Here is a 14,591-nt window from a genome sequence, read left to right on the forward strand (position 1 = left end):
AGAAGGCGTCCACCATCGGCTTCCATGGTCGCTGAGGGCGCCAACGGATCATAGATCCGCGCACAACTCAAGATAGGCGCATACGACCCCACGCTAACCCTGGACGCGATCATCGGAACATGCCAGCCGCCAGCCATCACCGCAAAACCTTGCGCGGCCAGCCGGGATAAACGGTGCCGTCCTTGTGAAGTTGCGCACGCATGCAGTCGCGCCGGGAATAGTGCAGGTCGATGTCGGGATAGGTCACCTCGTCCTCGGGCAGGCGGGTGCCGGCGACGAAATAGGTAACGGGCTGATCGGTGCGATTCTCCAGGCAATGGGCGTTAGGCACGCCGGCAGGCCAGCAGGCACAGGCGCCGCGGGAAAGGTCATGCGGACCGTCGTTTTCGTGCAGCGTGACCGTGCCGTTCAGCACGAACAGAAACTCATCCTCATTCGCATGCCAATGCCGCTGGCTGGAGCGCGCGCCGGGCAGCAGGGTCTCGGTGAACGCGCCAAACTGCGTCAGGCCGCCCGCGTCCGAAAGGGGCTGGGCGATGTAGTCGCCGATGTCATCATAGGGTGGCGGATAGCTGCCCTGCCCCCCCTCATCCGGGACCGAGCCCGCCCGGATGACCGCCGGCCGCTGCGTGCCGTCCCACGACCGGCCCCAGGGCGCGCGCAGGCCCAGAAGCCCGGCCGGAAGCGGGCCGCCCTTGATCACCGTACCGTCCTTGTCCTCGATCACCCAGGTGTCCGTATGGTTCACCTGGCGCAGGCCCTCGTCCGGATAGCTGCAGATGTCGCCCGCGGCCCGGCTGCCCAGCACCAGATACCGGCAGGGCGCGGCGCTGCGGTTCAGCAGGTGATGGGCGTTCGGGCAGCCATGCGGCCAGGCCACCGCGTCCCCCGGACCCAGGTCGTGCAGCCCCGCATCGTCGCGCAGGGTCACGCTGCCCTCCAGCACATAGACGAATTCATCCTCGGCCGAGTGCCAGTGCCGCCGCCCGGTCGTGGCGCCGGGAAACAGCGTCTGGTCATGCACTCCGAACTGGGTCAGCCCACCCGCATCCGACAGATGCAGCGTCTCGACCCGTCCCAGGCGGGTAAGGTCCGCCTCGGGGGTGACGCTGCGACGGATGCTGGCGGGGGCGACGATCATTGCACCTCCTGCCGGGTCAGGGCATCGACGTGGCCCATAAGATCGGCCTCGGTCAGTGGCCAGCTGGCGCCTTCGATCATGTCGTACTGCGCTTCCGAGAAAAGCCAGCGGTCACCACGCCGGACCAGCGCGTGCCGCGACAGTTGCGGATAGGCCAGCGACTCGCCATTGGCGATCAGATGGCTGCGGTGCCAGCCTTCGATCCGGTCGCGCGCCACATAATCGGCGGAACGGGCGATCCGTTCATAGTGCGTGATGCCGCGTGGCTTCAGGCTGCGGAGCAGGGTGTCGAAGGTCGGGCGCATCTCGTCGGCCGAGGTGATCAGATGCGTCGCGCGGCCGGTCTGCACCAGATAGGGCAGGTCGAGAAGGGCCATGTAGGCGTCGAAATCCTCGTCCCGGAAGGCCTGGGTGACGGCGTCAAGCGCCTGCTGGAAGATGTCGAGCGGGCTCATCGCGGCCCCCGGAACTCGGTCCCGTCCTTATAGGTGAAACGCGCCTTCCCGCCGTCGATCTCGATCTTCAGGTCAACGTCGGAATAGGTTGCCACCTCGCGCGGGGCCTTGGTTCCGACCACCAGGAACCGTGCAACGCGGGCAGAGCGGTTGATGAAATGGTGCCCATCCGTGGACCCCGCCGGGAAGGCCGCGCAATCGCCCGCGCGCATGACGGTTTCGCCGGCGTCCTGCACCAGGGTGCATTCGCCTTCGGTCACCATCACGAACTCATCCTCGTTCAGGTGCCAGTGACGCAGACTGGACAGCGCCCCGGGCTCCAGCGTCACCAGATTGGCGCCGAACTGGGTCAGCCCGCCCGCATCGCCCAGGCGCAGCGAGGATCGCCCCTGCATCATGCTGGCATAGGGTTCGGGATAGATGCTGCCGGTTTTTACCGGGACTTTGGCAGGATCAATCACGGGCATCGCGGGGCTCCTTCCGGCGGGCAATGGCTCGACCGGGGCCGCGCGGTCAGGCCGACAGGGCGAGTGCTGCGAAGCTGGGGTTCAGTTCCGGCATCGACAGACGGGTATAGGTCACCATTTCGGTGCGCATCCCGTCCGGCGTCAATCGGCTGTAGTACAGCGCCGAGGACACGCGCGTCGCGTCCGGCGCGATCTCGTGCCAGTCCACCCAAAAGCGCACCCGGTCCGAGGTCGGCATGTCCACCGCAACCACCTCGGGCTGGATGGCATGGACGCCCCGGTCGCGGAACGCTTGGCGCAGCACGCCCAGCATCGCCCGCCCGTCGTCCGCATTGCGCACGATAAGCCGGCTTTTGCCCAGAAACAGCGGCAAGGGATAGCGGTACTGCTGGGCCAGCTCCTCCAGCCGCCCGGTCAGCAGCAGGTCGGCCCGGTTGCGCAACTGCGCCTGAACCTTCGCAAACATCACGTCCCGACCTTTCGCATCCCGATGGACAAGCAACGATCTTGGGAGAATCACAGCTAGCACGACGCACGGACGCGACAATACCCTGCCCGAAAACGACAGCATGGCGGACTTGCCGTCCGTGCATATCGTTGCGGCAGGCAGGGTGCCGCATGGGTCAGACCCGCTCGATGATGGTTGCGGCGCCCATTCCGCTGGCGATGCAAAGCGTTGCAAGGCCAAGCTCCTTGTCCTGCCGCTCCAGCTCGTCCAGCAGGGTGCCGATGATGATCGCGCCGGTCGCGCCCAACGGATGCCCCATGGCAATAGCGCCACCATTGACGTTGACCAGCGCAGGATCGACGTCAAAGGCCTGCTGGAAGCGCAGGACAACGCTGGCGAAGGCTTCGTTGACTTCGAACAGATCGATGTCGCGGATGCCGATGCCGCTGTCCTGCAGGATCTTCTGCGTCGCCGGGACCGGACCGGTCAGCATGATCGTGGGATCGGTGCCGATCTTCGCCGTCGCCCGGATCTTGGCACGCGGCTTCAGCCCGTGGGCACGGCCGAACTCGGCGTTGCCTATCAGGACGGCCGCCGCCCCGTCCACGATGCCGCTGGAGTTGCCGGCATGGTGGATATGCTCGATCCGCTCCAGATGCGGATACTTCAGCATGGCGACCTTGTCGAAGCCGGGCATCACCTCGCCCATGTCCTTGAAGGCAGGGCGCAGGGCCCCCAGCGTCTGCATGTCGGTGCCGGGGCGCATGTATTCGTCGGTCGCCAGGATCGGCAGACCGTTCTGGTCGCGGATCACCAGGACAGACTTCTCGAACCGCCCTTCCGCCCAGGCCAGCGCGGCGCGGCGCTGGGATTCCACCGCCAGCGCGTCAACCTGATCGCGGGTGAAACCGTACTCCGTGGCGATGATATCCGCACTGATCCCCTGCGGGACGAAGTAGGTTTTCATCGCCAGCCCGGGGTCCACCGCAATCGCCGCCCCGTCGCTGCCCATCGCGACCCGGCCCATCATCTCGACCCCCCCGGCGATATAGGCGTGTCCCGCGCCGCCCTTCACCTGGTTCGCGGCAAGGTTCACCGCCTCCATTCCGCTCGCGCAGAAGCGGTTGATGGCAAGGCCGGGGATGCGTTCGTCCAGATCCGAAGCCAGCACCGCCGACCGTGCGAGGCACCCGCCCTGCTCGCCGACCTGGGTCACGTTGCCCCAGATCACGTCCTCGACGACATGGCCCTCCAGCCCGTTCCGCTCTTTCACCGCGTTCAGCACCTTGGCCGACAGCGCGACCGAGGTCAGCTCGTGCAGGGCTCCGTCGGGACGGCCCTTGCCGCGCGGGCTGCGGACGGCGTCATAGATATAGGCTTCGGTCATGGTCGTCTCCTCAGGTGGCGGGCAAGGCCCGCTGCATCAGATCGTAGGGGTGTTTCCAGCCGGGAAGGGCCGCGATGCGGTCCAGCCAGCGGTCGATATGCGCCCACTCGGCACGGTCAAAGCCATAGGGCTCGGGGTAATAGAGGTAGCCCGCGCAGGACAGGTCGGCGATGGTGACGGCCTCGCCCGCGACCCAGTTCCGGGCCGAGAGGTGGTCGTTCAGCACGGTATAGGCGGCCTTCAGGCGACCTTGCAGGAAGGGGATCACGCCTTCGGGGCGCTTCTCGGGCGGCAGGAAGTTCATCAAGAACCGCGTGGTACCGATCTGCGTGGACAGCTTGTGGTTGTCCCAGAAGAGCCAGCGCAGCACCTCGCGCCGTTCCGCGGCCGACTTGCCGCCCAGCTTGCCGGTCTTGGAGCTGATATAGTCCAGGATCACGCCCGACTGCGTCAGGGTCGTATCCCCGTCGATCAGCACGGGAACCTCGCCCATCTCGTTGATCTTCTTGAACTCGGGCGACCGCCCCTCGCCCTTGAAAAAGTCGACATGGACCGGTTCCCAATCGAGATCGGCCATTTCCAGCGCCAAGGCGCATTTGTAGGCGTTGCCGCTTTCGCCGAAACAGTACAGCTTCATGTCGTTCTCCCCAGGACCGGTCTAAGGGGCGGGCCGTCGCGGCCCGCCTTGGGGCAAAAGCCTAGAACGCCTCGGCGGCCAGCGCCATGACCGTATCCGCGCCGCTCTCGATCCGGGCCAGGTGCATCCCGCAGGCCGGAAGTTGGCGGGCCATGTAGAAGCGGCCGGTGGCGATCTTCGCCTCGTAGAAGTCGCGATCCTCGGCACCGGCATCCAGGGCCGTGTAGGCAGCCTTGGCCATCCGGGTCCACATCAGGCCCAGGCAGACATGGCCCATCATGTGCATGAAGTCATAGGACCCCGCCAGCGCGGCATTCGGGTTCTTCATGCCCTGGGCCATGAAGAACATGCCGGCCTGCTGCAGCTGCTTCGAGGCCGCCTTCAAGGGTTCGACGAAGCCCTTCATCCGGTCGTCGCCGTCATGCGCCTTGCACTCGGCCTTCACCAGGTCAAAGAACGCCATCACATGCTTGCCGCCATCGGTCGCCAGCTTCCGGCCCACCAGGTCCAGAGCCTGCACGCCGTTCGCCCCTTCGTAGATCATGGCGATCCGGGCATCGCGGGCGAACTGCGACATGCCCCATTCCTCGATATAGCCGTGCCCGCCATAGACCTGCTGGGCCTGCACCGCCATCTCGAAACCCTTGTCGGTCTGGAAGCCTTTCAGGACCGGGGTTAACAGGCCGATCAGCCCATCAGCCGCCATGTCGCCCTTGTGGGCGCGGTCGATCAGCGTGGCCCCCCAATAGGTCAGCGCGCGGGCACCTTCGACGAAGCTTTTCTGCTCCATCAGGTTGCGGCGGATGTCGGGGTGGACGATCAGCGGGTCGGCGGGTCCGTTCGGGTTCTTCACCCCGGTCACGTCGCGGCCCTGCAGACGGTCCTTCGCATAGGCCAGCGCGTTCTGATACGCCGCCTCGGCAACCGCATAGCCCTGCAGCGCCACGCCAAGCCGGGCCTCGTTCATCATCGTGAACATGGCCTTCATGCCCTTGTGCAGGTCGCCCAGCAGCCAGCCCACAGCACCGTCATAGTTCATCACGCAGGTCGCGTTGCCGTGAATCCCCATCTTCTCTTCGACCTTGCCCACGGACACGGCGTTGCGGTCGCCCAGCGAGCCGTCGTCGTTCACCAGGAACTTCGGCACGATGAACAGGCTGATGCCTTTGGTCCCCTCACCGCCGCCGGGGGCCTTGGCCAGGACCAGGTGGACGATGTTTTCCGCCATGTCGTGATCGCCGGCCGAGATGAAGATCTTCTGGCCGGTGATCTTGTAGCTGCCGTCAGCCTGCGGCTCGGCCTTGGTGCGCAAGAGGCCAAGATCGGTGCCGCAATGCGGTTCCGTCAGGTTCATCGTGCCAGTCCAGTCGCAGCTGACCATCTTCGGCAGCCACTTCTGCTTTTGCTCGTCCGTTCCGTGGACCAGGATCGCCGAATAGGCGCCGTGGGTCAGGCCCTGATACATGTTGAATGCCATGTTGGCCGACACGAAGGTCTCGTTCACCGCCGTATGCATCAGATAGGGCAGCCCCTGCCCGCCGTATTCGGGGGCCGCGTCCAGCGCCATCCAGCCACCTTCCGACAGGGTGCGGAACGCTTCCTTGAACCCTTTCGGGGTGCGCACCACGCCGTTTTCCAGCACGCAACCTTCCACGTCGCCCACCGCGTTCAAGGGCGTCAGGATATCCTGGGCGACCTTGGCGGCCTCGTCGAACACCGCTTCGGTGAAGCTGCGGTCAAGGTCGGCATAACCGGGAATATCGGCCTCGCTGACCTTCAGCAGATCGTGCAGCAGGAACTGCATGTCCTTCACGGGGGCGGTGTAGCTGGGCATTCGTGCTCTCCTCTTGCTTCGTGCAGCCACCCTTGGCAGGGCGGGTCGTCAGGCGGCGTGGCGTGACACCAGGCCACGGGCCTCGGCTTCGGCCAGTTCGGTTTTCAACTCGGCGATGGCCAGGTCCAGTTCGGCCCGCTGCGCCTCCATCTCGGTCAGGCGCTTCATCGCCAGCTCATAGGCCTTCTGGCGCTGCGCCGTCTGGCCGCCGTCGCGGTCATAAAGGTCCAGCGTCTGGCGGATATCCTCCAGACTGAAGCCGAACCGCTTGCCGCGCAGGATCAGCGCCAGCCGCGCCCGGTCGCGCCGGGTGAACAGCCGGCGGGTGCCCTCGCGGATCGGCGAGAGCAGTTCCTTCGCCTCGTAGAAGCGCAGGGTCCGCGGGGTCACGTCGAAGGCATCGCACATCTGGCGGATGGTCATCACATCGGGGTTTGAATCGGGTTTCATGGCACACGCGTCACGTTGGGAGCATCTGGCAGGCAGATGCGAACCCAAGGATGAGAATACCAGACAGGTTGACGTTAACGTCAGCGTAACGTCACGTCATTGCGCGGGCTGACGTGAAGTCAGGCCCGGTCAGCCCGCAAGGGCCTGCAACCGTGTGACCTGATCGGCCCCGATGCGGTAATGTCCCGTGATCGGATAGGCGAACAGGATGTTCTCCTCGCGCGCGCCGGCGCCGATGTTGTGCAGGATCAGCGGTGTGCCATCCGTGGCCCGCCGGTCCGAGACGATGCCGATATGCGGCAGGTTGCCCGGCAGCGCCCAGGTCACGATATCCCCCGGCAGCCAAGGCGTCGGGCCGTCGTCCAGCGAAAGCTCCGCCCCGATCCGGGACAGCAGCACCTGCAGGTTGGGCACCCGGCGGTGATCGATGTTGCGGTCGGGCCGCGACAGGCCCCACAGCGCCGGATAGGCCGCGAAATCGGCCTTCATGTCCCGGTTCACCGCCAGTTGCAGGTCGATCCCCCAACCGTCGCGCAGGGCGCGGATGATGACGTCGGTGCAAACCCCACGGTCGCGCGGCAGGTCGCCACCCGGAAACTCCAGCGCGACATAGGCGGGATCATAGGTCACCGTCACCCCGACCTGACCGCGTGCCGCCTCGGTCAGGCGGGACGGCTCGGCCCCGGCAAAGGCCGGACCGGACAGGCAAAGGGACAGGATCAGGATCAGGCTGCGCATGGCGGAATCATGCCTGCCCGCGCCCCGAAATGCGAGTGCGGATTCCCCTCGCTCGGCAAGGGCTGGCACCTTTCCGCCGGGGCCGGTAAGAACCGCGTGATGGCGATCACCCTGACCTCTCTGGCCGATCTGGCGACGCATGGCTTCGATGACATCATCGACGTCCGCGCCCCCGCCGAATATGCCGAGGATCACCTGCCGGGCGCGATCTCGCTGCCCGTGCTGGACGACGAGGAACGCGCCCGCGTCGGCACGATCTACAAGCAGGTCTCGCCCTTCACCGCCCGCAAGGTGGGCGCGGCCTTGGTGGCCAAGAACGCGGCGGCGCATCTGCAGGGGCCTTTGGCCGACAAGCCGGGGGGCTGGCGTCCGCTGGTCTATTGCTGGCGGGGCGGGCAGCGGTCCGGTTCTTTCGCCACGATCCTGTCCCAGATCGGCTGGCGGGTCGAAACCCTGGTCGGCGGCTACAAGACCTGGCGCGGGCTGGTGGTGCAGGCAGTCTACGACACGCCGGTCGCAGCTCCCGTGGTCGTGCTGGACGGCAACACCGGCTCGGCCAAGACCGATATCCTGAACCTGCTGCCCGGCTTCGGCGTGCAGGTGATCGACCTGGAAGGCTTGGCCGGCCACCGTGGCTCGCTTTTCGGCAATCTTGGCCCGCAGCCTTCGCAAAAGGCGTTCGAGGGGGCGCTGGCCTTGGCCCTGGCCGGGCTGGACCCCACCCGATCCGTGGTGGTCGAGGCGGAAAGCTCCAAGATCGGCAACTGCCGCATCCCGCCCGAGTTGTGGAAGGCCATGGTCGCCGCCCCGCGCGTGACCATCGCCGCCCCGCGCGCGGCGAGGGCCGAATACCTGGCCCGCGCCTATGCAGACCTGACCGCCGACCCCGCCCGACTTGCCGCCACGGTCGATCTGCTGAAACCGGCCCACCCGCGTGAGGTGATCGAGGATTGGCAGACCCTTGCCGCCGCGGGCCAGTTCCAGGCCCTGGCCGACAGCCTGATGGAACGCCACTACGACCCGCGCTATGGCAAGCACCGCGAGCGGATGGCCGCCCCGATGGCCGAGATCGCAGCGGAACGGCTGGCCCCGGCGGACCTGCCAGCTATCGCCGAACGCCTGGCTCGGGCGATCATGCGTTAGACCACCGTCAGGTGCGGTGCGCCCTCGATCACCCGGCCGATCACCGCCGCCGCGTGGCCCTGTGCGCGCAGCGCCTCCACCAACGCCCCGACCCGGTCGTCCGGCACCGCCGCCAGCAGCCCGCCACAGGTCTGCGGATCGGTCAGAAGCGCCACCCTCTCATCCTGCGGCGCGGTCATCTGCCAGCTGATTGCCGCCAGGTTCGCCGGCTGCAAGGATGACCCCTGCCCCGCCCGCGCCAGGTCCAACGCGCCGGGCATCAGGGGCACATCGTCCAGCCGCAGGTCCGCCGCCGCGCCCGAGGCGCGCAGCATCTCCAACAGATGCCCGGCCAGGCCGAACCCGGTCACATCGGTCATCGCCCGCGCCTCGGCTGCCAGCAGCGCGGCCGCGTCGCCCTGCGGCCGGGACATCTGCGCGACGCACCCGGCCCAGATCTCGCCCAGCAGCAGCCCCGGCACCCGCGCCAGCGCCATCTCGGCGGCCAGGATCACACCCGAACCGATGGGCCGCGTCAGCACCAGCGCATCGCCCGGCCGCGCCCCGCCCTTGCCGATCACCCGGTCGGCAGTGCCGGTGACGGTGAAGCCGGCGGTCAACTCGGCCCCTTCGGTGGAATGCCCGCCCACCACATCGGCCCCAGCCGCGCGGAAGGTGGCGGCGGCCTCATCCATCACCTCGCCCAGCATCCGCGCCTGCAATTCCGGCCCCAGCGGCGGCAGCGTGACCTGCGCCAGGGCGACCTGCGGCGCGGCACCCATCGCCCAGATATCGCCCAGCGCATGCAAGGCGGTCAGCCGCGCCATCAGCCGCGCGTCGGGGGTGAAGGCGCGCAGATGGTCAGTGGTCAGCACCTGCCGCGTGCCGCCGATCTCCAGCACCGCGGCATCGTCGCCGGGGCCTGACAGAACCTCGGCCCGGACCGGCGGCGGCAGCGCGCCCAAGGCATCCGCCAGCGTCCCCGGCCCCAGCTTCGCCCCACAGCCACCGCACAGGGGCCGACGCGCCAGATGCTGCGCCAGCCCTTCGGTCGCATCGGCCGGAGCCACCGACCGCGCCATCGCCGGCAGGTCCGAAAGCCGTTCCATGAAGGCGCGGTCGATGCGGTCCTTCACCCGCCACAGCCACGGGGCCGCCAGCGCCAGACCCCATTTGTCCGCCACCGCGGCCTTTCCGCCCAGGGCCACCAGCTTCAGGTAATCGCGCTGCGGGCGGAACGGACGCAGCGGCTGGCCGGTCAGTGCCGCGCGCAGGTTGCCATGCAGGACCGGGGCCGAGCGCACGGCAAACACCCCCGCCTTTGGCCGCGCCGCGCCCTCGATCGTGGCGCAATCCCCGACGGCAAAAACCAGCGGGTCCGAGGTGCGGAACGCCGCATCCGTCACCAGAAACCCCCGGTCATGTCGCAGGCCAAGCTCGGCCAGCCAGCCCTGCGGCCGCGCGCCGGCCACGGTCAGGGTGAAATCCGACCCGATCTCCTCACCCCCGGCCAGCGTGACGGCACCGGGCGCGATCCGCGAAACCTCGGCCCCGGTACGCAGCACAACCCCCGCCGCGTGCAGTTGTCCCAGCACCTTGCGCCGCGCTGCCGCCCCCAGTCCGGGCAGAAGCGTGGTCGCCCGGTCGATCAGCGTGACCTGCGGCTTTGCCCCGGCGCTGCGCAGCCGGTGGATCGACGCCAGCGCCAGTTCCACCCCGCCCAGACCCGCCCCCAGGATCGCCACGCGCGGAAAGGCCAGGCCCCGGGCGACAAAGGCCTCCCAAGCCTCGGCATAGGCGGCCAGCGGTTTCGCGGCCACCGCATGCTCGGCCCCCGGCAGGCCCGGCAAGTCCGAGGTGATGCCCACGTCGATCGAACATAGGTCATAGGCCAGCGGCGGACGGTCCCGCAGATGGATCAGCCGTGCCTCGCGATCCAGCCCCGTGGCCCGGTCCAGGATCAGCCGAGCGCCCGCAAAGCGGGCCAGGCGAACTAGGTCGATCATCAACGCGTCGCGGCGGTAATGCCCCGCGATCAGCCCCGGCAGCATCCCGGTATAGGGGGCCACCGCATCGGGATTGATCACCGTCAGCCGTGTGCCTGGCAAGGGGTTCATCGCCCACATCCGCAGGACGAGCGCATGGGCGTGCCCGCCGCCAACCAGCACCAGATCACGCAAAGGGGGGTAGGTGGATGGGGTCATGTCGCAGTCCCGCCGCCGTGCCACGAGGGCCGTCGCGTTAGCACGGGCAGACCAATGCCGCAATGCCACGGGGCCGGTTGCGGCATGATGGCCTTCCCGGTCGGGACATGCTACCTCTAGGCCCATGAAACCTTTGCCTTCCAAGGATGAAATCCGTCAGTGGATTTCCGAGAACCCCGGCCTCTCGGCCAAGCGCGACATTGCCAAGGCCTTCGGCATCAAGGGCGACGCCCGGATCGAGTTGAAGAACCTCCTGCGCGAGCTGGAAAGCGAGGGGGTCGTCGAAAAGTCCTCCCGCCGCTTCCGCGAGCCGGGGGTGCTGCCGCCCGTGGCCGTCCTGCAAGTCCTGCCGCCGGATGGGAACGGCGACCTTTACGCCAAGCCGCTGGAAGAAGGCGTCGACGACACCCCGCGCATCCTGGTGATCCCCAAGAAGGGCGACCCGGCCCTGGGTGCGGGCGACCGCATCCTTGCCCGGCTGGCGAAGGTCGACCTTGACGATTACGCCTATGAGGCGCGGCTGATCCGGCGCCTCGGTTCGAACCCCCGCAAGGTGCTGGGCGTGTTCCGCATCGGGTCGCAGGGTGGCCGGATCGTCCCGATCGAAAAGGGCGACGACAAGGAATGGCGCGTCGCCGCCGACATGACCATGGGCGCCAAGGACGGCGAGTTGGTCGAGGCCGAGGCGGTCGGCGCCCGCAAGCTGGGCCTGCCCGCAGCCCAGATCATCGCCCGGCTGGGCGACCCTGCCGGGCCGCGCGCGGCAAGCCTGATCGCCATCCACCAGCACGGCATCCCCGACACCTTCCCCGACTCGGTGATCGCCGAGGCGGACAGCGCCGAACCCGTCGGACTTGCGGGCCGCGAGGACCTGCGCGACCTGCCGCTTCTGACCATCGACCCGGTGGACGCCCGCGACCGCGACGATGCCGTATTCGCCGAGGCGGACAGCGATCTGGCCAACCCCGGCGGCTTCGTCATCTGGGTCGCCATCGCCGATGTGGCGCATTACGTCACCCCCGGCAGCGCCCTGGACCGCGAGGCGCGCAAGCGCGGCAACTCCACCTATTTCCCTGATCGCGTCGTGCCGATGCTGCCGGACATCCTCTCGGGCGACCTCTGCTCGCTGCACGAAGGGGTGGACCGCGCCTGCCTTGCCGTGCGCATGGTGATCGACGCGGGCGGCCACAAGCGCAGCCACCGTTTCGTGCGGGGGATGATGCGCTCGGTCGCCTCGCTGCATTACGCACAGGTGCAAGCGGCGGTGGACGGCGCCCCTGACGCAAAGACCGCCCCGCTGGTCGAGCCGATCCTGAAGCCGCTGTATGCCGCCTATGCCGCGCTGAAGCAGGCGCGAGAGGTGCGGCAGCCCTTGGACCTGGAACTGCCGGAGCGGAAGATCGAACTGGACGCCGAAGGCAAGGTCGCTTCGGTCGCGTTCAAGGAACGGCTCGACGCGCACAAGCTGATCGAGGAATTCATGATCCTCGCCAACGTCGCAGCGGCCGAGGAACTGATCCGGCTGAAGCGCCCCCTTCTCTTCCGCGTCCACGAAGAACCCTCGCCGCTGAAGCTGGAAGGTCTGCGCGAGGTCGCCGAAGGTGCGGGAATGACGCTGGCCAAGGGTCAGGTCCTCCAGACCAAGCACCTGAACCGCCTCCTTGCCCAGGCGCAGGGGACCGAGTTTGACGAGCTGATCAACCTGTCTACCCTGCGGTCTATGACCCAGGCCTATTACCACCCTGAAAATTACGGCCATTTCGGCCTTGCCCTGCAGAACTACGCCCATTTCACCAGCCCGATCCGGCGCTATTCCGACCTGATCGTCCACCGCGCCCTGATCGCCGGCCATGGCTGGGGCAAGGACGGCCTGTCGGCCTGGGACATGGAAAACCTGGAAGAAACCGGCAAGCTGATCTCGGAAGCCGAACGCCGCAGCATGGCGGCCGAGCGGGACACCAACGACCGCTATCTGGCCGCCTATCTGGCCGACCGGGTGGGGGCCGAGTTCGCGGGCCGCATCTCGGGCGTGCAACGCTTCGGCGTGTTTGTGCGCCTGGACGAAACCGGTGCCGACGGCCTGATCCCGGTGCGCGCCCTGGGCCGCGAGTATTTCAACTATGACGAAGGCAGCCAGACCCTGATGGGCTCGGAAACCGGCATGACCCTGGGGATCGGACAGAAGGTCATGGTGCGCCTGGCCGAGGCGGTTCCGGTGACCGGCGGGCTGATCCTGGACCTCTTGTCGGTCGAAGGTGCCACAGTGCGCCCCACGCGACGCAAGGGCGGGAAGTATCAGCCGCGCAAGCCGGCCCAGGCGGCAGCAAAACGGCGTCTGGTGCGCAAACGGCGATGACGGGCGCGGCAAATCTTTTCGAAAAGATTTGCAAAATCCTTCGAAGGATTTTGGTGGCGCCCGGCCTTGGCCTGGCTCTGGGCCTTTCGGCCGGCATGGTCCAGTCGCAGACGATCCTGCCCGATCCCGTGGCAGGGGTGGAGGGTGAGATGGGAACGCAAGCTGGGCTGGACGCCTGGATTCAGGACTTCCGGCCCCGCGCCCTGGCGGCAGGCATTCCAGCCGCCACCTTCGACGCGGCGCTGCGGGGGGTAGAGTTCAACGCCAAGGTCGTCGAACGCGACCGCAACCAGAACGAGTTCTCCAAGACCATCTGGGACTACCTCGACACCGCCGTGTCCGAGGACCGCGTGACCCTTGGCCTGCAAGCCCTCGACCGGCACCGGGCGCTGTTGGACCGGATCGAGGCGCAGTATGGTGTCGAGAAAGAGGTCCTCGCTGCCGTCTGGGGCCTGGAAAGCGCCTATGGCACCTATCGGGGCGACCTGCCCGTACTCGGCTCGCTAGCCACCCTCGCCTATGAGGGACGGCGGGCGAGCTTCTTCGAGGCGGAGCTTCTTGCCGCCCTCAAGATCGTTCAGGGCGGGCATGTGGACCGCTTCGCCGGCTCCTGGGCCGGGGCCTCGGGGCATACGCAGTTCATGCCCTCCAGCTGGGAGAAGTTCGCGGTCGATTTCGACGGCGACGGCAAGCGCAACCTTTGGGGCGACGAACCCGCCGATGCACTGGCCTCCACCGCGAACTACCTGCGGCATTGGGGCTGGACCAAGGGCCAGCCCTGGGGGGTAGAGGTGAAGCTGTCCGATGGCTTCGACTACGACCAGACGACCGAGCGGGTGGTGAAACCGGTCGCCGACTGGCAGGCGATGGGGGTGCGCACCATCCTCGGCGCTGACCTGCCGGACCATGGTCCCGGCTCGATCCTGCTGCCCGGCGGCCATCGCGGCGCGGCCTTCCTGATCTGGCCGAACTTCCAGGTGATCGAGAAATACAATACCGCCGACGCCTATGTCGTGGCGATCGGTTCGCTCTCCGACCGGTTGAGGGGCGGCCCGCCGATCCAGTCCACCTGGCCACGCGACCTGCGCGCCCTGACCCTGGACGAACGCCGGGAGTTGCAGGACCGCCTGACCCGGGCCGGCTTCGATGCGGGTGGGGTCGACGGTCGGATGGGGCCGAAAACGGTGGCCGCCGTGAAAGCGTTTCAGAAGGCGCGCGGCCTGGTGCCGGACGGCTATCCCAGCCTCGAAGTCCTGACACTCCTGCGCTAAGACTTTCCCTTCGGCAAATATCCTCAGGGGTTTGGGGCAGAATGCCCCAACGCGAGCCGTTGCGCGCCCTTCGCGCGCATA

13 protein-coding genes are annotated in these 14,591 nt (G+C 67.5%); 3 read left to right on the forward strand and 10 right to left on the reverse strand.

Features of this window, described 5'->3' with window-relative positions; genetic code table 11:
- Positions 1-136: 136 nt before the first annotated feature.
- The 9 genes from CXR42_RS14810 to CXR42_RS14850 form a co-directional block, all read right to left on the reverse strand.
- The gene (locus tag CXR42_RS14810) at positions 137-1,141 is read right to left on the reverse strand and encodes a cupin domain-containing protein (RefSeq protein ID WP_103258361.1); all 1,005 of its coding nucleotides are present in this window, start codon (positions 1,139-1,141) and stop codon (positions 137-139) included.
- Positions 1,138-1,596, reverse strand: a complete 459-nt coding sequence (locus CXR42_RS14815) for a hypothetical protein (protein WP_103258362.1) — start codon at positions 1,594-1,596, stop codon at positions 1,138-1,140. Before CXR42_RS14815 ends, CXR42_RS14810 begins: the two co-directional genes overlap by 4 nt.
- Entirely contained in the window at positions 1,593-2,063 is a 471-nt protein-coding gene (locus CXR42_RS14820) for a cupin domain-containing protein (RefSeq protein WP_103258363.1), read from the reverse strand. Before CXR42_RS14820 ends, CXR42_RS14815 begins: the two co-directional genes overlap by 4 nt.
- Before the next feature lie 46 nt (positions 2,064-2,109).
- Complete coding sequence (locus CXR42_RS14825; RefSeq protein WP_103258364.1) at positions 2,110-2,529, reverse strand: hypothetical protein; 420 nt, start codon at positions 2,527-2,529, stop codon at positions 2,110-2,112.
- A 157-nt stretch (positions 2,530-2,686) separates the two neighbouring features.
- Positions 2,687-3,898, reverse strand: coding sequence for an acetyl-CoA C-acetyltransferase (locus CXR42_RS14830; RefSeq protein ID WP_103258365.1), 1,212 nt, complete (start codon positions 3,896-3,898; stop codon positions 2,687-2,689).
- Between the two features lie 10 nt (positions 3,899-3,908).
- A complete protein-coding gene (locus CXR42_RS14835; RefSeq protein ID WP_103258366.1) occupies positions 3,909-4,535 on the reverse strand; it encodes a glutathione S-transferase family protein in 627 nt (208 codons plus the stop codon).
- 61 nt (positions 4,536-4,596) lie between these two features.
- Positions 4,597-6,369, reverse strand: coding sequence for an acyl-CoA dehydrogenase C-terminal domain-containing protein (locus tag CXR42_RS14840; protein WP_103258367.1), 1,773 nt, complete (start codon positions 6,367-6,369; stop codon positions 4,597-4,599).
- A gap of 48 nt (positions 6,370-6,417) precedes the next feature.
- Positions 6,418-6,819, reverse strand: coding sequence for a MerR family transcriptional regulator (locus CXR42_RS14845; protein ID WP_103258368.1), 402 nt, complete (start codon positions 6,817-6,819; stop codon positions 6,418-6,420).
- Positions 6,820-6,948: 129 nt separating this feature from the next.
- Positions 6,949-7,557 (reverse strand): DUF1287 domain-containing protein, encoded by a 609-nt coding sequence (locus CXR42_RS14850; protein WP_103258369.1) that lies wholly within the window; start codon positions 7,555-7,557, stop codon positions 6,949-6,951.
- Between the two features lie 99 nt (positions 7,558-7,656).
- Between CXR42_RS14850 and mnmH the strand changes: the two genes are divergently transcribed.
- Positions 7,657-8,700, forward strand: a complete 1,044-nt coding sequence (mnmH, locus tag CXR42_RS14855) for a tRNA 2-selenouridine(34) synthase MnmH (RefSeq protein ID WP_103258370.1) — start codon at positions 7,657-7,659, stop codon at positions 8,698-8,700.
- Here mnmH and selD read toward each other — a convergent pair.
- Positions 8,697-10,883 (reverse strand): selenide, water dikinase SelD, encoded by a 2,187-nt coding sequence (gene selD, locus CXR42_RS14860; protein WP_103258371.1) that lies wholly within the window; start codon positions 10,881-10,883, stop codon positions 8,697-8,699. The two genes, mnmH and selD, sit on opposite strands and share 4 nt — an antisense overlap.
- Before the next feature lie 124 nt (positions 10,884-11,007).
- On the opposite strand from selD, the gene rnr reads away from it, so the two are divergent.
- A complete protein-coding gene (rnr, locus tag CXR42_RS14865) occupies positions 11,008-13,239 on the forward strand; it encodes a ribonuclease R (RefSeq protein WP_103258372.1) in 2,232 nt (743 codons plus the stop codon).
- A complete protein-coding gene (locus tag CXR42_RS14870; RefSeq protein ID WP_103258373.1) occupies positions 13,236-14,510 on the forward strand; it encodes a lytic murein transglycosylase in 1,275 nt (424 codons plus the stop codon). The genes rnr and CXR42_RS14870 overlap by 4 nt, the downstream gene beginning before the upstream one ends.
- Positions 14,511-14,591 lie beyond the last annotated feature (81 nt).

The organism is Tabrizicola aquatica (genome assembly GCF_002900975.1).
GTDB classification, from domain to species: domain Bacteria; phylum Pseudomonadota; class Alphaproteobacteria; order Rhodobacterales; family Rhodobacteraceae; genus Tabrizicola; species Tabrizicola aquatica.